This window comes from Methylosinus trichosporium OB3b, assembly GCF_002752655.1.
Lineage (GTDB): Bacteria > Pseudomonadota > Alphaproteobacteria > Rhizobiales > Beijerinckiaceae > Methylosinus > Methylosinus trichosporium.
The window spans coordinates 2335351-2356476 of sequence record NZ_CP023737.1 but is presented as its reverse complement, the minus strand read 5'-3'; the positions used below and the strand labels follow the sequence as shown (position 1 = coordinate 2356476).

General features: G+C 68.7%; 18 protein-coding genes. 5 read left to right on the top strand and 13 right to left on the bottom strand.

Annotated elements, in window-relative coordinates; genetic code table 11:
* The first annotated feature begins 183 nt into the window (after window positions 1-183).
* The 5 genes from ccmI (at window position 184) to CQW49_RS11310 (ending at window position 5567) form a co-directional block, all read left to right on the top strand.
* On the top strand, window positions 184-1272 hold the full coding sequence (gene ccmI / locus CQW49_RS11330) for a c-type cytochrome biogenesis protein CcmI (protein WP_003614205.1): 1089 nt from the start codon (window positions 184-186) through the stop codon (window positions 1270-1272).
* Window positions 1273-1276: 4 nt separating this feature from the next.
* A complete protein-coding gene (gene ccmE, locus CQW49_RS11325; protein ID WP_003614207.1) occupies window positions 1277-1717 on the top strand; it encodes a cytochrome c maturation protein CcmE in 441 nt (146 codons plus the stop codon).
* A 106-nt stretch (window positions 1718-1823) separates the two neighbouring features.
* Window positions 1824-3800, top strand: coding sequence for a heme lyase CcmF/NrfE family subunit (locus CQW49_RS11320; RefSeq protein ID WP_003614209.1), 1977 nt, complete (start codon window positions 1824-1826; stop codon window positions 3798-3800).
* 182 nt (window positions 3801-3982) lie between these two features.
* A complete protein-coding gene (locus CQW49_RS11315; protein WP_040567278.1) occupies window positions 3983-4426 on the top strand; it encodes a cytochrome c-type biogenesis protein in 444 nt (147 codons plus the stop codon).
* Between the two features lie 214 nt (window positions 4427-4640).
* On the top strand, window positions 4641-5567 hold the full coding sequence (locus CQW49_RS11310; protein WP_003614212.1) for an outer membrane protein: 927 nt from the start codon (window positions 4641-4643) through the stop codon (window positions 5565-5567).
* Window positions 5568-5605: 38 nt separating this feature from the next.
* Here CQW49_RS11310 and lpxC read toward each other — a convergent pair whose 3' ends face one another.
* From lpxC to mraY, 13 genes are all read right to left on the bottom strand, one after another.
* The gene (lpxC, locus tag CQW49_RS11305; protein WP_003614213.1) at window positions 5606-6547 is read right to left on the bottom strand and encodes a UDP-3-O-acyl-N-acetylglucosamine deacetylase; all 942 of its coding nucleotides are present in this window, start codon (window positions 6545-6547) and stop codon (window positions 5606-5608) included.
* A 299-nt stretch (window positions 6548-6846) separates the two neighbouring features.
* Window positions 6847-8583: a cell division protein FtsZ gene (ftsZ, locus tag CQW49_RS11300; RefSeq protein WP_024749761.1), complete on the bottom strand. Its 1737-nt coding sequence runs from the start codon at window positions 8581-8583 to the stop codon at window positions 6847-6849.
* 95 nt (window positions 8584-8678) lie between these two features.
* Complete coding sequence (ftsA, locus tag CQW49_RS11295; protein ID WP_003615778.1) at window positions 8679-9998, bottom strand: cell division protein FtsA; 1320 nt, start codon at window positions 9996-9998, stop codon at window positions 8679-8681.
* Window positions 9995-10795, bottom strand: a complete 801-nt coding sequence (locus CQW49_RS11290) for a cell division protein FtsQ/DivIB (protein ID WP_244441315.1) — start codon at window positions 10793-10795, stop codon at window positions 9995-9997. The genes ftsA and CQW49_RS11290 overlap by 4 nt, the downstream gene beginning before the upstream one ends.
* A gap of 176 nt (window positions 10796-10971) precedes the next feature.
* Window positions 10972-11907, bottom strand: coding sequence for a D-alanine--D-alanine ligase (locus CQW49_RS11285; protein ID WP_003615781.1), 936 nt, complete (start codon window positions 11905-11907; stop codon window positions 10972-10974).
* Window positions 11908-11982: 75 nt separating this feature from the next.
* Window positions 11983-12225, bottom strand: a complete 243-nt coding sequence (locus tag CQW49_RS11280) for an AbrB/MazE/SpoVT family DNA-binding domain-containing protein (RefSeq protein WP_003615783.1) — start codon at window positions 12223-12225, stop codon at window positions 11983-11985.
* Window positions 12222-13814 (bottom strand): hypothetical protein, encoded by a 1593-nt coding sequence (locus CQW49_RS11275; protein ID WP_003615786.1) that lies wholly within the window; start codon window positions 13812-13814, stop codon window positions 12222-12224. Before CQW49_RS11275 ends, CQW49_RS11280 begins: the two co-directional genes overlap by 4 nt.
* Window positions 13811-14719 carry a UDP-N-acetylmuramate dehydrogenase gene (gene murB / locus CQW49_RS11270; RefSeq protein WP_003615788.1) on the bottom strand — a complete coding sequence of 303 codons (909 nt, stop codon included), beginning with the start codon at window positions 14717-14719 and terminating at the stop codon, window positions 13811-13813. The genes CQW49_RS11275 and murB overlap by 4 nt, the downstream gene beginning before the upstream one ends.
* Window positions 14720-14963: 244 nt before the next feature.
* Entirely contained in the window at window positions 14964-16370 is a 1407-nt protein-coding gene (murC, locus tag CQW49_RS11265) for a UDP-N-acetylmuramate--L-alanine ligase (protein WP_003614705.1), read from the bottom strand.
* A complete protein-coding gene (gene murG / locus CQW49_RS11260; RefSeq protein WP_004448589.1) occupies window positions 16367-17467 on the bottom strand; it encodes an undecaprenyldiphospho-muramoylpentapeptide beta-N-acetylglucosaminyltransferase in 1101 nt (366 codons plus the stop codon). The genes murC and murG overlap by 4 nt, the downstream gene beginning before the upstream one ends.
* Window positions 17464-18612: an FtsW/RodA/SpoVE family cell cycle protein gene (locus CQW49_RS11255; RefSeq protein WP_004448590.1), complete on the bottom strand. Its 1149-nt coding sequence runs from the start codon at window positions 18610-18612 to the stop codon at window positions 17464-17466. The genes murG and CQW49_RS11255 overlap by 4 nt, the downstream gene beginning before the upstream one ends.
* On the bottom strand, window positions 18609-20030 hold the full coding sequence (gene murD / locus CQW49_RS11250; RefSeq protein ID WP_004448591.1) for a UDP-N-acetylmuramoyl-L-alanine--D-glutamate ligase: 1422 nt from the start codon (window positions 20028-20030) through the stop codon (window positions 18609-18611). Before murD ends, CQW49_RS11255 begins: the two co-directional genes overlap by 4 nt.
* A 3-nt stretch (window positions 20031-20033) precedes the next feature.
* Window positions 20034-21116, bottom strand: coding sequence for a phospho-N-acetylmuramoyl-pentapeptide-transferase (mraY, locus tag CQW49_RS11245; protein ID WP_004448592.1), 1083 nt, complete (start codon window positions 21114-21116; stop codon window positions 20034-20036).
* Window positions 21117-21126 lie beyond the last annotated feature (10 nt).

Below are 21126 nucleotides of genomic sequence, written 5' to 3'. Positions count from 1 at the left end.
GTCTCCGCCGAGCGCATCTGCATCCTCTATCTGAATGGACTCGAATATGGCCCGGCTGCGCTCTCGCGTCCAGCGCCCGCTTCTCTCCACCATCGGCGACGGCTGACACGCGTCTCTACCGAACTCCCGAAGAATTTCCATCTCCCTTTCCTCTTTCCCGGATTCCCTCTAAACAACCGGGCCATGATCTGGCTCGTCTTCGCTCTTCTCACCGGCGCCGCAGTGATGAGCGTGCTGTGGCCGCTCGCGCGCCGCGGCGAGGCCGCCGATCCGGCGACGACCGACATCGCCTTCTTCGAGGAGCAGATCGCCGAGATCGATCGCGAGACCAACGAGGGGCGCCTCTCGCCTCAGGATCGCGAAACCGCCCGCGCCGAAGCCGCGCGCCGGCTGCTGCGCGCCCGCGCCGCGCTCGGCGGCGACGCCAAGGCGTCGCGCCGCAACGCCGTCGTCGCCGCCGCTTTCGCCATTGTCGTCGTTCCGGCGCTGGCGCTCTTCGTCTATTCGCGCCTCGGCCATTCCGATCTGCCCGATCTGCCGTTGCAGGCGCGGCTCGAGGCGGCGCCCGCCCACAGCGACCTCGCCAGCGCCGTCGCGCGCATCGAGGCGCATCTCGCCGAGCATCCGGAGGATGGGCGCGGCTATGAGGTGGTGGCGCCCTTCTATCTGCGCAACGGCCGCGCCGCCGACGCCATCGACGCCTTCGCGAAGGCGCTGCGCCTCTTGGGACCGACGCCGCATCGCCACGCCTCGCTCGGCGAAGCGCGCGTGATGGCCGAGAAGGGCCGCGTGAGCGAGGAGGCCCAGCGCGATTTCGAGGCGGCGCTGGCGCTCGATCCCAAATCCGCCATCGCCCGCTATTACATCGGCCTCGCCGCCGCGCAGAACGGCGAGCGCGACAAGGCCATCGACATCTGGTCCAAGCTTCTCGCCGATGCGACGCCGGATGCGCCCTGGCGCGAGCGCGTCGCGGCGTTGCTCGAGCAATTGCGCGGCGCGCCGGCGGGCGAGGCGGGCGCCAAGATCGCCGCCATGCCGCAAGCGGCGCAGCAGCAGGCGATCCGCTCCATGGTCGAGCGCTTGCGCGATCGGCTGGAGCAGAATGGCGATGATGTCGAAGGATGGCTGAAGCTCATCCGCGCCTATAGCGTGCTCGACGAGGCCGAGAAGGCGAAAGCCGCTCTCGACGGCGCGCGCAAGGCGCTGGCGAATGACATGGACGGCCGCGCTCGCGTCGACGCTCTGGCGCGCGAGCTCGGCGTCGGAGGATGACGGAATGACGCGCAAAGGCAAGAGGCTGGTTCTGATCGGCGGCGCGCTCGCCGCGCTCGCGCTCGCCGTCGGCCTCGTGCTGTTCGCGCTGCGCGACAATATCGTGTTCTTCTATACGCCCTCCGAGCTGGCGCAGAAGCAGCTCGCGCCCGGCGCGCGGCTGCGCATCGGCGGGCTGGTGAAGGAGGGCGCGGTCACGCGCGGCGAGGGCCGCAATGTCGCCTTCGTCGTCACCGACCGGACGAGCGACCTCAGCGTCACCTACACCGGCCTTCTTCCCGATCTCTTCCGCGAGGGGCAAGGCGTCGTCGTCGACGGAACGCTGGCGCCGGACGGCGTGTTCCGCGCCGACAGCGTGCTCGCCAAGCATGACGAGCGCTACATGCCGCGCGAGGTCGCCGACGCGCTGAAGAAACAGGGCGTATGGAAGGGCGATGGGAAATGAAGGCCGTCATCGCGAGGAGCGTGGGTGACGAAGCGGCGCAGAGCCCGTCCCGCGGCTCTGGATTGCTTCGCTGCGCTCGCAATGACGGCGCGTCGGGGGAGAAGAGATGATCGTCGAGACCGGACATTTCGCGCTCATTCTCGCTCTCGCTCTGGCGATCGCGCAGGCGATTCTTCCCTTCGCCGGCGCGCGCCTGCGCGACGCCTCCTTGATGCGCGTCGCGCGACCGGCGGCGCTCGCGCAATTCGCGCTCGTCGCCCTCGCTTATGGCGCGCTCACCTATGCGCATGTCGTCTCGGATTTCTCGCTCGTCAATGTGATCGAGAATTCGCATTCCTTAAAGCCGATGATCTACAAGATCTCCGGCGTGTGGGGGAATCACGAGGGCTCCATGCTCTTGTGGGTGCTGGTGCTCTCCTTCTTCGGCGCGTTGATCGCCGTCTTCTCCGGCGCCATGCCCGACCGCCTGCGCGCCGACACGCTCGCCGTGCAGGGCCTCATCGGCGCGGCCTTCGTCGCCTTCATTCTGTTCACTTCCAACCCGTTTGCGCGCGTGTCCGATCCGCCCTGGCAGGGGCGCGACCTCAATCCGATCCTGCAGGACCCCGGCCTCGCCATTCATCCGCCGCTGCTCTATCTCGGCTATGTCGGCTTCTCGATCGTGTTCTCCTTCGCCGCGGCGGCGCTGATCGGCGGGCGCATCGACGCCGCCTGGGCGCGCTTCGTGCGGCCGTGGACGCTCGCCGCCTGGATCTTCCTCACGCTCGGCATAGCGATGGGCTCGTACTGGGCCTATTACACGCTCGGCTGGGGCGGCTTCTGGTTCTGGGACCCGGTCGAGAACGCTTCGCTGATGCCCTGGCTCGCCGGCACGGCGCTGCTGCACAGCGCCGCGGTGATGGAGAAGCGCGAGGCGCTGAAGGTGTGGACCATCTTCCTCTCCATTCTCGCCTTCTCGCTGTCGCTGCTCGGCACCTTCCTCGTGCGCTCGGGCGTGCTCACCTCTGTGCACGCCTTCGCCAGCGATCCTGAGCGCGGCGTGTTCATTCTCGCCATACTCGTGCTCTTCATCGGCGGCGCGCTGGCGCTCTTCGCCTTTCGCGCCGGCGCTCTGCCGACGGGCGGCCTCTTCGCGCCGATCTCGCGCGAGGGCGCGCTGGTCGTCAATAATCTGCTGCTGACGGTGATCTGCTTCGCCGTCGTTTTCGGCACGCTCTATCCGCTGGCGCTGGAGGCGCTGACCGGCGACAAGATTTCCGTCGGCGCGCCTTTCTTCAACACCGTCTTGATCCCGATCGCTCTGCCGCTCGTGCTGCTGATGCCGATCGGGCAAATGCTCGCCTGGAAGCGCGGCGATCTCGCCGCCGCCCTGCAACGTCTGCGCGCCGCCTTCGCGGCGGGCGTCGTCGCTATAGCGATCTTCGGGGCGCTGCATGGCGCGCCCTTCCTCTCGGTGATCTGCGCCGGCCTCGCCATCTATCTCGTCGTCGGCGCCTTCTGCGACATTGCGATGCGCGCCGCGCCGCGCGGAACGCCGCTGCGCGCGACTGTCTCGCGTTTGCGCGGACTGCCGCTCTCGGCCTGGGGAGCCTCCATCGCCCATGCCGGCGTCGGCCTCACCCTGCTCGGTCTCGCCGCGACGGGCTGGGGCGTGGAGCAGATCGTGGCGATGAAGCCCGGCGTCGCCTATGACGTCGGTCCCTATCGAATCACGATCGAAGATGTGGCGTCGCGCGCGGGCCCCAATTACTCCGAGACCTACGCCGTGATGGCGGTGCGCGAGGGCGACGCCACGCTCGCGCAGATCGAGCCGGCGAAGCGCTTCTATCAGGCCCGGCGCATGGCGCGCACCGAGGCCGGCATCGTCACGCTCGGCCTCGGCCAGGTCTATGCGGCGCTCGGCGAGCAGCATGAGGACGGAACGCTCGACGCTCGGCTCTATTACAAGCCGCTGGTGCTGCTGATCTGGCTCGGCGCCGTGGTCATGGCGCTCGGCGGCGCCTGCTCGCTCGCCGACCGGCGCCTGCGCATCGGCGTCGCCGCCCGCGCCTGCGTCGCCGCGCAAGCACAGGCGGCCGAGTGATGCGTCTCTTTCCGAATCTCGCCGCTCTTCCTTCTCCCGCTCGCGGGAGAAGGTGGCCCCGCGCAGCGGGGTCGGATGAGGGCTCCCAGGCGGACCCTCACCCGTCTCGACTTCGTCGAGCTCCCCTCTCCCGCAAGCGGGAGAGGGGAGCGGCGCTCCTTCTTTCCACCCTTCTTTTCAACATCGCGCTGCTCTCTCCCGCCCTCGCCATCTCTCCCGATGAGAAGCTCGCGGACCCGAAGCTCGAGGCGCGCGCCCGCGTCATCGCCAGCGAATTGCGCTGCCTCGTCTGTCAGAATCAATCGATCGACGATTCCGACGCGCCGCTCGCCAAGGATCTGCGCATCATCGTGCGTGAGCGGCTGAAGGAGGGAGCGAGCGACGCAGAGGTGCGCGACTTCGTCGTCGCCCGTTACGGCGATTTCGTTCTGCTGCGCCCCCCGGTCAAGCCCGAGACTCTGCTTTTGTGGACGGCGCCGCTGATCGCGCTCGTCGGCGGCTCCATCGTCCTCTATTTCGCCGCACGTCGACGCCGTGCGAGCGGCGGCGCGCTGACCGAGGCGGAGCGCAGCCAATTGCGCGCTCTCGGCGTTTCCCTCGAGGAGCGCGACCGTAAACAACTCTGATCCGGCGCGTTGAATAACGTAAGTATAGATGCTTATGTGATCTCATTGTCACTGCGACGATAATTTTCAGCATTCCTGAAAAGCGCGCAACTGCTCGCATTGACCTGGCGTAAACGACGTCGGTATCATTGCGCCGATCGATTCCTGTTTCGCTTCTCTTCTATCGGGCGCTCCAAATGCCCGAGACCGCTCATTGGATCGAGGGTCCTTGCCGATGAAAGCCTTTTCCTTCGCCGCAGCGCTCGCTGGCGCCGCGCTCTGCGGCCACGCCGTCGCCGCCGACCTTCCCTCGATCGCGCCGCCGCCGCCTCCGCCCCCGGTCTTCTCCTGGACGGGCGCCTATCTCGGCGCCAATGGCGGCTATATCTGGGGCGCGCGCAACGGGGTCGATTCCTATGGCGTCGCCGTCATCGACAAGGACCCCCTGTTCGGCGCGACCTCCGCGCTCGGCGTCGGCAATGTCGCCGCGCCGAATCTGAACGGCGCCTTCGGCGGCGGGCAGGCCGGCTATAATTATCAAGTCTCGCCTCGCTTCGTCATCGGCGTCGAGGGCGACGTGCAGGGAACCGCGGTGCAGGGCTCGGAAGGGCGCTATCGGCTGCTGACCGTGCCCAATCTGCCGCGCTACTCCATCGGCACGCAAACGCAGGTGGATCGCAATATCGATTATCTCGCCACGGTCCGCGGCCGCGTCGGCTTCGCCGTGCTGCCCGACGCGCTGCTCTATCTGACGGGCGGCCTCGCCTTCGGGCGCGTGTCGCAGCGCGTCACCCAGACGCAGAGCGTCTATTGGGCCGGCTCGACGAATTTCCCGGCGGATTCGGACGGCTTCGGCTTCGCCGCGAGCCAGTTCGCGCAGACGCGCGTCGGCTGGGCCGCCGGCGGCGGCGTCGAATGGGCGTTCCGCGGCAATTGGAGCGCCAAGCTCGAATATCTCTATTACGATCTCGGCGGCGTCCGCTCCTCGGGCGCCCTCGCTTTCGACACCAATGCGGCTCCGGGCCCCGGCTCCGGCGGCGTCGGCCTCGTCGCCGTCGAATCTCGCTCGCGCTTCAACGGCCATGTTCTGCGCGCCGGCCTCAATTATCGGCTCGATTTCTTCCGTCCGCCGGTCGCGCCGCCGGTCGTCGCGACCTACTGACAGGGCCGGCTCATCGCTTCGGCGTCGGGGCGGACGCTTCAGCAGGCGGGCCTGCGGCGGCGCGCATTCGCGCCCGCCCGCCCGATGGTCGGCTCTGCGTCGCCGATGAGCTCATAGGCGGAGGGCGTCGCCAGCAGCGTCTCCAGAAGCGCGAGATTGAGGCTGTGGCCGCCGCGATAGGAGCGGAAGGCGCCGATGATCGGCGCGCCGGCGAGGGCGAGGTCGCCGACGACGTCCAGCATCTTGTGGCGCACGAATTCATCCGGAAAGCGCAGCCCCTCGGGATTGAGGACGCGCCCGTCGGCGATGACCACCGTATTGTCGAGCGAAGCGCCGAGCGCGAGGCCGGCGCGCCACAGGCGCTCGGCGTCGGCGAGAAAGCCGAAGCTGCGGGCGCGGGCGAGCTCGGCGCGGAACCGCGCCGGGTTCAGCGCGAGGCGCCGGCGCATGCGGCCGATCGGCGCGGCGGGAAACGAGATCTCCACATCGATATGGAAGCCGCCGTCGGGCGCGGGCGCGAGCTCCGCCCAGGCGGCGCCGTCGCTGACGCGCACCGGCGCGCGCACCAGCAGCGCGCGGCGCGGCTCCGCCAGAAAGGCGAGGCCGGCCTCGTCGATCGCCGCGACGAAAGCCGCGGCCGATCCGTCCATCGCCGGAACTTCCGGCCCCTCGATATCGATGACGGCGTTGTCGACGCGAAGCCCGGCGAGCGCCGCCATCAGATGCTCGATGGTGGCGATCGCGGCTTCGCCGGCGCCGATGCGCGTGCTGAGCTCGCCGGAGGAGACATTGCGCCAGAGGGCGGCGATCGACGTGTCCGGCCCGAAGGCGCGGCCGCCGCGCAAAAAGACGACGCCCGAGCCCGCGTCGCCGGGCGAGAGGACGATGCGCGAGCGACGACCGCTATGCGCGCCGACGCCCTCGATGATCACGGCGGCGGCCAGCGTCGTCTGCAGATTCGTCGAAGGGCGCGATGTCATGACCTCATGCCGACCCGAGCAGGAAAGCGTGATTATTCGGCAAGGCGATCGGGTGCAAAATAAGCTTCCGCACCCTCGTCCTGAGGAGCTCGCGAAGCGGGCGTCTCAGGACGAGGGTGATCGAGGCCGTCTTCCTTTGCCGATCGCCCAGCGTTGTTCGCGATCCATACCATAATCGCGGCCGGGACGGGCGGCCAGTCACGCTTTATTACAGATTGTTGCCAGCTGCGGCGGCGACGCGGCAAAGGAAAGGCCCGCCGAAGCGGGCCTTTCCGTCGATCCTCGCGGAGCCGCGAGGATCAGGAGTTGACCTGGCGGCGCAGGAAGGCCGGGATTTCCAGCTGCTCGTCCTCGAGCGAGCGGACAGGCGCGCGGCGGCCATGCGGATCGAGCCCGGCATGGGCGGCCGGCGCCGGCGCCGGAGCGGCCGGGCGCTTGGCGTAATCGGCGGGGGAGGGCGCCGGCGACGTCATAGGCCGCTGCGGGGCGCGCGGCGCGGCGGGCGCGCCGACCTGCATCGCATCCTCCTGCCGGCTTGCGCCGAAGGAGGCGAGACGCTCGAGCAGCGTGCGCCGGCGCGCCTCCGGCGCCATAGTGGAGGCCGAAGCCGAGGCGGACGGCTGCATCTGCTCGCTACGCGCCTGACGATATTGCTCCTGGATCGGCCGCGGAAAATCCTCGATCTGCGGCAGGCGGGCGCGCGGCAGCTCGGCGGCCGGGGGAATATAGGGGCCCTCTTCCTCGTGCTGCGGGGCGCGCGCCGGCTCCATCAGCGGCTCATGCGCCGCATAGGTCGGACGGGCGGCCTGGACCGGCTCGATATAGACGCCATGCGAAGACACCGGCGCGGGCGCATGCGCCGGCTCCGCATAATAGGACGGGGCGGGCCGCTCGGCGGCCGGGCGCGGCTCGGCATAGGCCTGCGGCGCCGGCTGCGGCGCGGTCTCGACGACGATCGGCTGCGGCGCGGGCTGCGGCGCGCGATAGGAGGCCGCGGTCTGGGCGCGCAGGCGCTCGGCGGCCTCGGCGAGGCGCGCCTCGGCGGCCGCCTTGTCCTCCATGGCGGCGCTCGGCAGATCGATGCCGGTGGCCACCACCGACACGCGGACGACGCCCTCGAGCGACGAGTCGAAGGTCGCGCCGAGGATGATGTTGGCGTCCTCGTCCACCTCCTGGCGGATGCGGCTCGCAGCCTCGTCCACCTCGTAGAGGGTGAGGTCATTGCCGCCGGTGATGGAGATCAGCAGGCCGCGGGCGCCCTTCATCGACACTTCGTCGAGCAGCGGATTGGCGATCGCCGCCTCGGCCGCGAGGCTGGCGCGGCGCTCGCCGGTCGCCTCGCCCGTGCCCATCATCGCCTTGCCCATCCCGCGCATGATCGAGCGCACGTCGGCGAAGTCGAGATTGATGAGGCCTTCCTTGACCATGAGGTCGGTGACCGAGGCGACGCCCGAATAGAGCACCTGATCGGCCATGGCGAAGGCGTCGGCGAAGGTGGTCTTCTCCGTGGCGATGCGGAACAGATTCTGATTCGGGATGATGATCAGCGTGTCGACCGACTTCTGCAGCTCGGCGATGCCGGTCTCGGCGATGCGCAGGCGGCGCGTGCCCTCGAAATGGAACGGCTTGGTGACGACGCCGACGGTGAGAATGCCCATCTCCCGCGCGATCGAGGCGATGACCGGCGCAGCGCCCGTGCCGGTGCCGCCGCCCATGCCGGCGGTGACGAACACCATATGCGAGCCGGAGAGATGGTCGCGGATTTCCTCGCGCGCTTCTTCCGCGGCGGCGCGGCCGACTTCCGGCTGGGCGCCGGCGCCGAGGCCTTCGGTCACCTGCAGACCCATCTGAATGATGCGATCGGCGCGCGAGGAGGCGAGCGCCTGGGCGTCGGTGTTGGCGATCAGAAAGTCCACCCCGGAGAGGCCCGACATGATCATGTTGTTGACGGCGTTGCCCCCGCCGCCGCCGACGCCGCACACCAGAATGCGGGGCTTCAATTCCCGGAGCTCGGGCGCTTTGAGATTGATCGTCATTTTGTGAGGCCTCTCGACTTTATTCAAACACGGCGTCGGCTGCGATTCCCCCGGAGCGCCTCGCCGACGCGCGCGTCGCTCTCTCGTTCGAACTCTTAGAAACTGTCTTTCAACCACTGACCGACGCGGGACATGTAACCGCCCGTTCCCGTCCCCCGCGTCTCCTGCTCGCGCCGCGGCTCGAAATATTCGCGGCCGGCGAATTGCGGATAGACGAGCAGGCCGACAGCCGCGGCGAAAGCCGGGCTCCTGGCCGATTCCGGCAGACCGTCGATGCCGGCCGGGCGGCCGACGCGCACCTGGCCGCCGAGAATGCGCCGCGACGCTTCCGGCAGACCGGTGAGCAGGCAGGCGCCGCCGGTCAGCACGATGCGGCGTCCGGCATGGGCCGGATAGCCCGAGGCGGCGAGACGGTCGCGCAGGAATTCGAGCGTCTCCTCGACGCGCGGGCGGATGATGCGCACGAGATGCGATTTCGGCGCTGAAGCGGAATGCTCGCCGCTCTCGCCCACATGATCGAAGGCGACGGTCTCGCGCTCGTCCGAGGGCGAGGCGATGGCGGCGCCATAGAGCGTTTTCAATCGCTCGGCGTCGGCGAGTCGGCAGTCGAGCCCGCGGGCGATGTCCATGGTGACGTGATTGCCGCCGAGCGTCACCGCATCGGTATGCACGACCGCGCCGCCGGAGAACACCGCGACCGAGGCGCCGCCGGCGCCCATGTCGATGACGATGGCGCCGAGCTCGGCCTCGTCGGCCTCGAGCACGGCGAGGCCGGCGACATAAGGCGCGGCCGCCGCCGCTTCTATGGAAAGATGCGCGCGCTCGATCGCGACCAGCAGATTGCGCATCGACGCCTGATCGACGCTCGCGACATGCAGATCGACGCCGAGCTCGGCGCCGACCATTCCCGCCGGCTCGCGAATGCCGCAGGCGCCATCGAGAGAGAAGCCGGTCGGCAGCGAATGCAGCACGACGCGGCCGCGCTCCGTCACATGGGTGGCGGAGGCCTCGAGCACGCGATGCACGTCGCTCGCCGCGACGGCGGCGCCGTCGATGCGCGTCTTGGCTGCGAAATGCTGCGAGGCCAGCCGTCCGCCGGAGGCGGTGATGATGACGCTGTCGACCTGGGTCCGCGCCATGCGTTCGGCGGCGTCCACCGTGCGGCGGATGGCGGCCTCGGCCTCCTCCATGTCGACGATCTGTCCGGCCTTGACGCCGCGCGAGCGCTGATGGCCGATGCCGAGCACGCGCGCGCGATGCGTGCGGCCGCGCGCGCTCGGGCCGTCGCCGCCGACCGGCGAGAGCCTCGCGATGAGGCAGGCGATCTTCGATGTGCCGACGTCGAGAACGGCGATCGTCGCGCTGCGGCGCGCCGAGAGCTGCTTCATGCGGGGCGGAAACAAACGCGTTCTCATGTCTGGTGGCCCTTGCGTCCGTTTCGCGCCTGCGTCGCCGCCCGCGCCGCCGCGCCCTCCTCGGTGAGGCGGGCCACGACGCGCCCGGGAGCGCGCAGATCGACCGAAAGAATGTCCTTGTCGAGAATTCGCGCCTCGCGCTGCAGCTTGCGCAGCGTCGACAGCGCCGCCTCGGGCTCGCTCTCGGGGAGCTTCACCTCGACGCCATTGGTCATGGTCAAGGTCCAGCGCCGGCCGGAGACCAGCACGCCGGCGCGAATGCGCGATTTCAGCTCGCCGGCCGCCTCGAGCAGCCGCGCATAGTCGCCGACCCGCTTCTCGGCGCCCTCGCCGACGACGAAGGGCAGATCGAGGAAGCGCTCGTCGCGCACCTCGTCGATGACCATGCCGTCGGCCGCGACCACCGAAAGCGCGCCATTGCGCTGCCACAGCGCGAAGGGGCGACGGCCCTCGAGGGCGATCACCAGACGATCCGGGTAGAGCTTGAGCACGCGCACGCTCTCGACTAGCGGCAGCTTGGCGAGGCGCTCGCGCACGGCTTCGGCGTCGAGAAACAGCAGCGATTGGGTCGGCTGCACGCCGGAGGCGGCGAGCACGTCGCCCTCCGTCATCTCGCCGAGGCCGGAGATGGTGACCACCTCTATCGGGAAGCCGATATTGCGGGCGACGACGTCGCGGAGCGCGCCATTCTCGGCGATGAAGCGGTCGTAATCGCCGTTCTGCGTCGCCGCGGTGAGGCCGACGGCGCCGAACAGAGCGGCGGCCGAGACGGGCCCGACGCCGGGAAGGGACAGCAAGGCCGCGAGGCGCGACCAGCGGCCGGACGGCGCGCGCGCCGCCGGCGGAGAGGCCGCGGGAGCGGCCGGAGGGCGTGGACGCGGAGCCGTCGCCGGCGCTGGAAAGGGAGCGGCGAAGGCGGGGCTCTGGACGGGTTGGGCAGGCGCGAGCGGAAAGAGAGCCGAAAGCGGCTCCCTCAGCGATCGCAGGACGCGTCTTCCACCATCCATCTCACAAGCCCGCCAAACGAATAGCCCGCGTGAGCGGCCATTTCCGGTACGAGTGAGGTCTCGGTCATTCCCGGCTGGGTGTTGACCTCCAGAACGACGAGATCGCCCGTGCCGCCGGGGGAATCGTCGTAGCGAAAGTCCGCGCGGCTGACGCCGCGACAGCCGAGAGCCCGATGAGCCTCGAGCGCCAACTGTTGGACCTCTTGGTAAATATTTTGTTTAAGATTTGCCGGAAGCACGTGTTTGGAGCCGCCTTTGGCGTATTTCGCGTCGAAGCCGTAGAACTCCTCGGACACGGGGAGAATCTCGATGACGCCCAGCGCCCTGTCGCCCATCACGGCGCAAGTGAGCTCGCGGCCGTCCACAAAATTTTCGGCGAGCATGAGGTCGCCGTGTTTCCAATCGGCGGCGGCGAGCTCCTGCGGCGGATGCGAGCGCCCCTCCTTGACGATGAACACGCCGAAGGAGGAGCCTTCGCTCACCGGCTTCAGCACATAGGGCGGCGGCAGCGCATGGGCTTTGGCGGCCTCCTGCCGGCTCAGCACGCGGCCCTTGGGAACCGGCACTCCGGCCGCCGCCATGACGCTCTTGGCCACGTCCTTGCGCATCGCCAGCGAGGAGGCCAGCACGCCGGAATGAGTGTAGGGGATGTGCAGAGTCTCCAATATGCCCTGGATGCAGCCGTCCTCGCCGAAGCGGCCGTGCAGCGCGTTGAAGGCGACGTCGGGCTTCAGCGCTGCGAGGACCTCGGCCACGTCGCGGCCGACATCGACGCGCGTGACGCGAAAGCCCTCGCCCTCCAGCGCCTCGGCGCAGGCGGCGCCCGAGCGCAGCGAGATCGGCCGCTCCGAGGAGAGCCCGCCCATGAGAACGGCGACGTGAACGGCGACGGGAGCTGTCATGACGAGGCCTTCGCGGTTGGGGCGTCCTTGCGCCCGATGATGGGATCCGACGCATGCGTCGGCGGCGCGGTCGACTCAGAGATCCGAATAGGCGCGATCGTCATCGTCGCTCGCCCATTCCGTGAAGGTCGCAAAACAGTCGTCCAGCACGTCCGATGACGGAGCCCGTTCGATCCGGATTTCCCCGGCTTCCAGAACAAAGCGCAGACTATCGCCCGGCGTCAGGCCGAGGCGCTGACGCACGGCGGCCGGAAGGAGAACGCGGCACTCTGCATTGACTTTGGCAAAAGCCGACCAATGGCTCGAAAATGTCCTCATGGTCGCCTTTCCTCCTCGGAGCGCGATTGCGCCGTCATTATGGAGGCATTCTCGCTCTGGGGCGACACGGTTTGTTCCGCCCGGCGCCAGATTTCGATGTCGCCGGTCCGCTCGGCGAGGCGATAGCCATCGAGCGTGGCCGCTGTCTCGGGCCGGCCGAGCACGAAGCGCCGCGTCGCCTCATCCTCCACGACGACGATATCGGGCCGCCCTGCGCGCACATCCTCGGCGAAGTCCGAAAGATCGGCGTGGCGCCAGGCTTCGAGCCGCGCCTGCCGCTCCGGGGTGGCGGAGGGGAGCAGGCGGCCGACGAGCGCTGTGACCCAGAGCGCGTTCTGCCGTCCGATCCATTCGCCCTCCAGCCGGCGCACCAGCGGATGGCCGAAGTCGAGCTGGCGGGCGATGGTCGCGACGCGCGGATGCGGCGGGGCCGCCGAGGCCGCCGCCTCCATGAGGCCCGGATGCTCCTCGGCGTCGGCGATTACATCGGCGAGGCCGAAGCAGAAGGGCGCGCCGACGAGCGCCGGAACGAGCAGGAATTTGACCAGCGCCGCGCGTCGCGGCGTCCGCTCGCGGCCGCCCGCGAGCAGCGTCCAGGCGATGAGGATGAGCGCGAGCGCCGGATAGGCGTGGTTGATCCAGCCCTTCCCCTGGATGAGGAAGGCGGCGAAGCCGCCGATCGAGGCGAGCAGAAACACAAGCGTCGCGCGATCGAGCGCGCCGCGCGCCGCGACGAGAAAGCCGGCGAGCAGCGCCAGATAGGCGGGCGCCAGCGAATGAGTCAGCAGATGCGCGAGCCCGTCGCGCGACGGCCCATAGACCTCGAGCGCCAGCGGCAGCGCACGCTCGACATAGGCCGGGAACAGCAGGACGACCGCGATGGCGTAGGCCGCTGCGCCGAGCGCCGCGGCGATGAGCTCGTCCCGCCACAGCGCGCTCACACGGCGCTCGCGCCAGGCGATCGCCAACGCCGGCAGGGCGATGGCCAGCGCGAAATGCGGCTTGAGGGCGATGGCGAGGCCGCCGCCGAGGCCGGCGAGGATGCGGGCCGCCCGGGCAGGAGCCGGCCGTCTCTGCTCCACCGAGAGCGCGGCGAGCAGCGGCAGCATCGCCAGCACGGCGATGTGCTCGCGTTCGGCGAAGGCGAGAGCCGGCGCGAAGATCAGCAGAAAGACGAGGGCGTTGAGCAGCAGCATCGAGGCGCGCCGGCTGCGCGCGGCGCCGAGCCGCAGCAGGCGGAAGGCGAGCCAGATCGTGCCGGCGGCGAAGACGAGCGCCATCGTCGCGACGCAAGCCTCCGGCGCGACATGCAGCGCGCGGGCGAGCAGCACGGCGGGAACGAGCGAGAGAAAGGAGGCGGGCGGATTGGGGTCGGTGACGTCGACATAAGGAGTCGCGCCGTCCACGAATTTTTCCGCGAAGGTCAAGAACCAGGAGACGTCGCAGTCGATATGGCCGGCGAGCTGCGCGGCGATGGCCGCGACCGCCAGCCCCGCGCCGAGCCAGGGGCTGCCGAGCGCGCGCGCGAGCGGGTCCGGCGCGGCCGGGCCGCTTCTCACGATCGTGCGGCCCTTCTCGAGCGTGTTCATGGAAGGCCGATCCGCTTGATCTCCCAATGCAGCAGAATGCCGCTCGCCGCCTGCACCCGCCGCCGCACCTCCTCGCCCAGCGCCTCGATCTCTGCGGCGGTGGCCTTGCCGCGATTGACGAGGAAATTGCAGTGCATCTCGCTGACCTGCGCATCGCCGAGCGTGAGCCCGCGGCAGCCGGCGGCGTCGATCAATTGCCACGCCTTATGGCCGGGCGGATTCTGGAAGGTGGAGCCGCCGGTCTTCTCGCGAATCGGCTGCGAGGCTTCGCGCGCCTGCGTAATCCGCTCCATCTCGGCGAGAATGGTCTTCGGATCGCCCTTGCGGCCCTGGAACAGCGCCTCGGTGAAAATCACATCCTCGGGCGCCTCGCTGTGGCGATAGGAGAAGCCCATCTCTGCAGTCGAGAAGACATGGATTTTGCCGGAGCGGTCGACGCCGCGCGCCTCGAGCAGCGCGTCCTTGGTCTCGCCGCCATGGGCGCCGGCGTTCATGCGCAGCGCGCCGCCGACCCCGCCCGGTATGCCGCGATAAAAGGCGAGCCCGTCGATCCCGCCGTCGGCCGCGGCGCGCGCCACCTTCACATCGGGGACTGCGGCGCCGACGCGCAGACGTTCGCCCGCTTCGATCTTGATCTCGCCGAAGCCCTTGGCGCCGAGGCGGATGACGACGCCGGCCACGCCGCCGTCACGAATGATGAGATTGGAGCCGAGGCCGATGGTGGTGACCGCAATGTCGCGCGGCAGGCGCTCGAGGAAATAGGAGAGGTCGGCTTCGTCCGCCGGCGAGAACAGAAATTGCGCCGGCCCGCCGACGCGAAACCATGTGAAGGGCGCGAGCGGCTCATTGGCCGAGAGGCGTCCGCGCAGATCGGGGACGAGAGCGGAGAGCTCGGAGAGATTCATGCTCGATCTCCGCGCGTTCTCGGGCGTGGGCCCTCATCCGAGCTTCGAATCGCGAAGCTGCGGAATCCTTCTCCCACTCGTGGGAGAAGGTGGCCCGACGAAGTCGGGTCGGATGAGGGCGCCTGTCGTGTGCGCGGAACGAAGTCGCCATCGCGGCGTGGACCCTCATCCGACCCCGCTGCGCGGGGCCACCTTCTCCCACGAGTGGGAGAAGGGCTGCGCGCTCTGAGAGTGTGCGCAATCATCATCGCGACAGCTCCGCGAGCTGACCGGGCAGCGCATAGGCCCACTTCGTTATGTCGCCCGCGCCGAGGAACACCACATAATCGCCAGGCGCCGCGATCTTTGCGATGAGCTGCGGCAATTCGTTCGACGAGCCCAGCGCCCGCGCATCCGCGTGTCCCTGCTCCTGCGCCGCGCGCGCCAATGCGGCGCCGTCGACGCCGGCGATCTTCGCCTCGCCGGCCGGATAGACATCGGCGATCAGCGTCACATCGGCGTCGGCGAAACAGCCGGCGAACTCACTGAACAGAGATTGCAGCCGCGTGTAGCGATGCGGCTGCATGATCGCGATCACCCGGCCCTTGGTCGAGGCGCGGGCGGCGCGCAGCACGGCGGCGATCTCGACCGGATGATGTCCGTAATCGTCGAAGATCGATACGCCGTTCCACTCGCCCGTCTTGGTGAAGCGCCGCTTCACGCCCGCAAAGCCAGCGAGCCCGCTGCGAATGTCGTTCAGAGAGACGCCGAGGCGATGCGCCACCGCGATCGCCGCCGTGGCGTTGAGCGCATTGTGCCGCCCTGCGGCCGGCAACACGAGTCGATCGATGCGTGTCTCGACGCCCGTGTCGCGGTCGCGGATGAGCACTGCAAATCGTCCGACTCCGCCCTCGAGATCGAGATCGACGAGACGCGCTTCGGCGCGCTCGTCCTCGCCATAAGAGATGACGCGCCGATCCTCGATCTCGCCGATGATCTCGCGCGCGGTCGGATGATCAATGCACACGGCCGCGAAGCCGTAGAACGGGAGATTGTCGATGAAGCTGCGAAAGCCGCGCTTCACGGCGTCGAAGTCGCCGAAATGATCGAGATGCTCGGGATCGACATTGGTGACGATGGCGATCTCCGCGGGCAATTTCAAAAACGTGCCGTCGCTCTCGTCGGCCTCGACCACCATCCATTCGCCGGCGCCGGGACGCGCATTTGTTCCGTAGGCGTTGATGATGCCGCCATTGACCACGGTTGGATCCAGGCCGCCGGCGTCGAGCAATGTCGCGACCAGCGAGGTCGTCGTCGTCTTGCCATGCGTTCCGGCGACGGCGACGCAGCGCTTGTCGCGCATCAGCTCGGCGAGCATTTCCGCACGCTTCACCACGGGCAGCCGGCGCCGGCGCGCCTCGGCGATCTCGGGATTGTCGCGCTTGATCGCGCTCGACGCCACGACGACGGCGGCGTCGCCGAGCCATTGCGCGTCGTGGCCTACATGCACGCGCGCGCCCTTGGCGGAAAGGCGTTGCAGATTGGCGCCGTCGGCGGCGTCCGTGCCTTGCACGTCATAGCCGCGCGCGAGCAGAATCTCGGCGACGCCGGACATGCCGATGCCGCCGAGGCCGATGAAATGAATGGGGCCGAGCTTCGCCGGCAATCTCATCTTGCGCTCCTTCGCTCGGGCAAGGCCAGCACGAGATCGGCGAGCCGCTCGGCCGCATCGGCGACGCCGACCGCGCGCGCGGCTCGCGCGCGTTCCGCAAGCAGCTCGGGATGCGCGAACAGATCGGCGATGCGCGCGGCGAGCCATTGCGGCGTGAAATCTTTTTGCGCGACGACCTCCGCCGCGCCCGCCTCCGCGAGCACGGCGGCGTTGGCCGCCTGATCCTGATCGAGCGCATGCGGCAGCGGCACCAGAATGCTCGGCCGGCCGATGACCGCGAGCTCGGTGACGGTGGAGGCGCCGGCGCGCGCGACGACGAGATGCGCGGCGGCGATGCGCTCGGGAAGATCGGCGAAGAAGGGCGCGATCTGCGAGACGATTCCGGCGCGTGCATGAGCGGTCGCGACGCGCGCGAGATCTTCCTCGCGCGTCTGCTGCGTCAGCTCGATGCGCTCGCGCAATTCCTGCGGCAGCAGCTCCAGCGCGGGCGGCGCGATGTCGGCCATGATGCGCGCGCCCTGCGAGCCGCCGGTGACGAGCAGCCGCAATTTGCCATCGGCGAAATCCGGATAGGGACGCTGCGCCGCCGCCAGCGCGGCGGGGCGCAGCGGATTGCCGGTGACGGTGATTTTTCCGGCGAGCGCCGCCGGCGCGCCGGCGAGCGGAAAGCCTGCCGCTATGGCGTCGACGCGCTGCGCCAGAAAGCCATTGGCGCGGCCCATCACCGCATTGGCCTCGTGCAGCACGGTCGGAATGCGCAGCAGCGTCGCCGCGAACAGCGGCGGAACGCTCGGATAGCCGCCGAAGCCGACCACCGCGCGGGGGCGCATACGCAAGAGATGACGCAGCGCCTGCAAGGTTCCGAGGCCGAGCAGCGCGACGGCGCGCGCCTTGTCGATCGCCGAGCCGCCGCGCGGAGTCGCCGCGGAGATCGTGTGCATGGCGCGCGCCGGAAATTCGCCGCCATAGCGTAGCGCGCGCTCATCGGTGACGAGCTCGACCGGAACGCCGCGCGCGCCCAGCGCATGGGCCAGCGCTTGCGCCGGGAACAAATGGCCGCCAGTGCCGCCGGCGGCGAGAAGCACGGGGCGCGTCACGCCGTCGCTCCCGCGGCGGAGAAGCCGGACGCGGCTTCTATGTTCGGGCGCCTGCGCGTGACCGCGAGCAGAAAGCCCATGCCGAGCGCGAGCGAGATCAGCGACGATCCGCCATAGGAGACGAAGGGCAGCGTCATGCCCTTGGCCGGCATCAATTGCAGATTGACCGCCATATTGATGCAGCTCTGCAGGCCGAACAGCATCACGAGCCCCGCTGTGGCGAAGCCGCAGAAGGCGTCCTCGTTGCGCGCCGCCGAGAGCAGGCCGCGCAGCACGATGAAGGCGAAGACGGCGGCGAGCGCCATGCAGACGATGACGCCGAACTCCTCGCCGATGACGGCGAAGATGAAGTCGGTATGCGCGTCGGGAAGGATGCGCTTCATCGTGCCTTCGCCCGGTCCCTTGCCGAGCCAGGAGCCGCCGATGAAGCTGTCGAGCGCGGTGTCGGCCTGAAACGTGTCGGCGACGCCCTGGCCGGTCGCCTGCGGCTCCAGAAAGCGGGTGACGCGCGCATGCACATGCGGCAGGAATTTATAGGCCGCCACCGCGCCCATGAGACCTGCGCCGCCGACGCCGACGATCCAGAACCAATGAATGCCGGCCATGAACAAAAGGCCCGCCCAGACCAGCGAGATCAGCATGGTCTGGCCGATGTCGGGCTGCAGCACCAGCGGCGCGATGGTGACGGGCAGCAGGCCGATGGCCAGCACGCTGCCCGGCACATCCTTGCGCTTCGCCCCTTCCGAGAACGCCCAGGCGGCGACGACGACGAAGGCGGGCTTCAAGAATTCGGAGGGTTGCACGCCGAAGATCCAGCGCCGGGCGCCCTTCACCTCCTGGCCGAAGAACAAGGTGGCGACGACGAGGGCGAGCGCGACGATCCACAGCGCCAGCGCGGCGCGCCGCACATGGCGCGGCGAAAGGAAGGAGACGCCGATCATCACGACGAGCGCCGGCGCGAGATACATCACCTGCCGATTGACGAAGTGAAAGGTGGAGAGATGCAGTCGTTCGGCGACCGCCGGGCTGCCGGCCATCGAGAAGACCAGGCCGGCGACGATCAGCAGCGCGATGCTGGCGAGCAGCCAATGATCGATGGTCCAGGCCCAATCGGAAAAAGTGGTGCGCTCCGCGCGCGAGATCATGGCGTTTCCCCGGCGTCTCGAGTGGCGTGCAGTTCCTGCGCGAGGCGGCGAAAGGCGTCGCCGCGCGCTTCGAAATTGGCGAATTGGTCGTAAGAGGCGCAAGCCGGCGACAGCAGCACGACCGGCTCGCGCGCGTCGCTCAGCGCCGCCTCCTCGGCCGCGCGGGCGAGCGCGCGATCGAGCGTTCCGCATTGCTCGAAAGCGACGGCGCCCTCCAGCGTGCGCGCGAAATCCTGCGCCGCCGCGCCGATCAGATAGGCCTTGCGGATGAGCGGAAACAAGGGACGCAGCGGCTTTATGCCGCCTTCCTTGGCCTTGCCGCCGGCGATCCAGAAAATGTCGTCGAAAGAGAGCAGCGCCTTTTCGGCGGCGTCGGCGTTGGTCGCCTTCGAATCATTGATGAAGAGGACGCGGCCGCGCCGGCCGACCTCCTCCATGCGATGCGGGAGGCCGGGATAATCGGCGAGCCCATCGGCGATCTCCTCGCAGTTGAGGCCACAGTGCCAGACCGCGGCGGCGGCGAAAGCCGCATTCTGCGCATTATGCGCGCCGCGCAGCGCTCGCGCATCGCCAAGGTCGCCGAGCGTCTCCGCCTCCTCCGGTCCATGGCCGGATTGGCGATAGATCACCTTGCCGCTCTCGATGTAGAAACCCCAGTCGAGCGCGCGCGTCGCCGAGACGGGAATGACGCGCTGGCCCTCGCAATGCGCCTGCGTCAGCCGCGCGCCGATCGCATGGCAATAGACGTCGTCGACGCCGATGAGCGCGATGTCGGCGCCATCGACGAGCCGCTCCTTCACCGCCGCGTAATCGTCCATCGTGCCGTGACGGTCGATGTGGTCGGGCGTCAGATTGATCAGAATGCCGATCGTCGGCGCCAGCGAGGGCGTCAGATCGATCTGGAAGGACGAGCATTCGATGACGTGAATGCGCTCCTCCGACGGCGGCTCGAGATCGAGGATCGGCGTGCCGATATTGCCGCCGAGCTGCACATCCTTGCCGGCGCGGCGCAGAATATGCGCGATCAGCGCCGTCGTCGTCGATTTGCCATTGGTGCCGGTGATGGCGATGAAGGTCGCGCCTGGCGCATGTCGCTCGCGCTCGCGGCAGAAGAGCTCGATGTCGCCGATGATCTCGATCTGCGCTTCATGCGCCCGCTCCACGGTCCAATGCGGCTTCGGATGCGTGAGCGGAACGCCGGGCGAGAGAATCAGCGCGTCGAAAGCCGACCAATCGGCGCTCGTCAGATCGACGAGCGTGACGCCTTGCGCCTCCGCCTTGGCGCGGCCGGCCTCGCTATCGTCCCAGGCGGCGACGCTGGCGCCGCCGGCGATCAGCGCGCGCGCGGTCGAGAGGCCGGAGCCGCCGAGGCCAAACAGAGCGACGCTGCGATGCGCGAATGTCGTGACCGGCGTCATCGCTCACCTCAGCTTCAGGGTCGAGAGGCCGATGAGGGCCAGCACGAAGGAGATGATCCAGAAGCGGATGACGATCTGCGGCTCGGTCCAGCCCATCTGCTCGAAATGATGATGGATCGGCGCCATGCGGAACACGCGCTTGCCGGTGAGCTTGAACGACGCGACCTGCACGATCACCGAGGCGCCCTCGAGCACGAACAGGCCGCCGATGATGACGAGCACGAACTCTTGCTTAATGGCGACGGCGATGGCGCCGAGCAGGCCGCCGAGCGCCAGCGAGCCGGTGTCGCCCATGAAGATCTGCGCCGGCGGCGCGTTGAACCATAGAAAGCCGAGCCCCGCGCCGATCACCGCGGCGCAGACGATGGTGAGCTCGCCGGTGCCGGCGATATGGTTGATGCCGAGATAATCGGAGAAGATCGAATTGCCGGCGAGATAGGCGATGATGGCGAAGGCCGCCGCGGCGATCATCGACGGCACGATGGCGAGGCCGTCGAGCCCGTCGGTGAGATTGACGCAATTGCCGGCCGCGACGACGACGAAGGCGCCGAAGCCGAGAAAGAACCAGCCGAGCGAGAAGGCGAATCCCTTCGCCATCGGCAGCGCGAGCTTCGACATGTTCTCGCCGCCGATGCGCGTCAGCGCATAGCAGGCGAGCGCCGCGACGAGGAATTCGAGCGCGAGCCGCGCTTTGCCGGAAAAGCCCTTGTGCGACTGTTTCGTCACCTTCAGATAATCGTCATAGAAGCCGATGGCGCCGAAGCAGGCGGTGACGAGAATGACGATCCACACATAGGGATTCTTCAGATTGGCCCATAGAAGAGTGGCGACGAGAAGACCCGAGAGGATCATCAGGCCGCCCATGGTCGGCGTGCCCTTCTTGGTGAGCAGATGGCTCGCCGGCCCGTCCTCGCGGATCGGCTGGCCCTTGCCCTGCTTGATGCGCAGCGCCGCGATGATGCTGGGGCCGAAGAAGAAGACGAAGGCGAGCGCCGTCGCCGCCGCGCCGGCGGCGCGGAAGGTGATGTAGCGGAAGAGATTGAGCGGACTGAAGAGATTGGAGAAGTCCGCGAGCAGCGTCAGCATAGAATCGTCC